Below are 717 nucleotides of genomic sequence, written 5' to 3'. Positions count from 1 at the left end.
GCAGGCCAAGCCAGAGTAGATATTGGCCTTGACCGTAAAATTGAACACGAAGGCCGGCTTCAGGCGACGCAGCGTATTGGCCAGCGCCAGCAGGCTCCTGCCCTCGCCCACCAGCCGCGTGCTCTTGCCCTCCATGGGCAGCGCCCTATGCTCGATGCCGAGTTCCTCCACCAGCCGCGCGGCATAGTCATCCTGCGGCGCCAGGCCGATCACCCGGTAGCCGGCCTCAATCAGCGCCAGGATAGTGCCGCGGCGAAAGTTGTAGAGGTACCAGGAGGTGTTGGAGACCAACACCACAACGTCCTTGTCTTGCATCGGAGTTCCTGTGTGATGGAGGGGTCAGACCCTGAGGCCTCCCCACGAATAGCATAAGAAAATCAGTACATTAGGATTGAAAAAAGTCTGCATGGGCAGGCATGTTGTTAATCGCCAAACCAACAATATGCCGAGGAGCCCATGCAGACGTCCCGATTCTTGCACAAGATCCTGACGACTTCAGCCTCCGTCCTCCACCGTGCTCGCTTCAATGCCCTCGCGACATGCGTCGAAGCCTTGTTGTCGGGACAGCGCCTGTCCCTGACGGCAATCGGTCGCCAGCTCCCGCGCCAGGCTCAGCCCAAGCATGCGATCAAGTGTGTTGATCGCCTGCTCGGCAATTCTCACCTGCAGCGTGAGCGTCGTTGGCTCTATGCGGATGTCGCTCGCCTGCTCGTGGGC

1 protein-coding gene and 1 pseudogene are annotated in these 717 nt (G+C 59.8%); both read right to left on the bottom strand.

What is annotated here, in order from left to right:
• Positions 1 to 315: pseudogene (locus IOC61_RS15940) on the bottom strand (glycosyltransferase family 1 protein); the annotation flags it as partial.
• Positions 316 to 495: 180 nt separating this feature from the next.
• Positions 496 to 717 (bottom strand): hypothetical protein (locus IOC61_RS15935; RefSeq protein ID WP_195689731.1); only part of this gene is annotated, 222 nt, incomplete at its 5' end.

This window comes from Halomonas sp. KAO (assembly GCF_015595025.1).
Taxonomy (GTDB): domain Bacteria; phylum Pseudomonadota; class Gammaproteobacteria; order Pseudomonadales; family Halomonadaceae; genus Halomonas.
The sequence above is the reverse complement of the archived record's forward strand: the minus strand, read 5'-3'. Positions and strand labels throughout refer to the sequence as shown.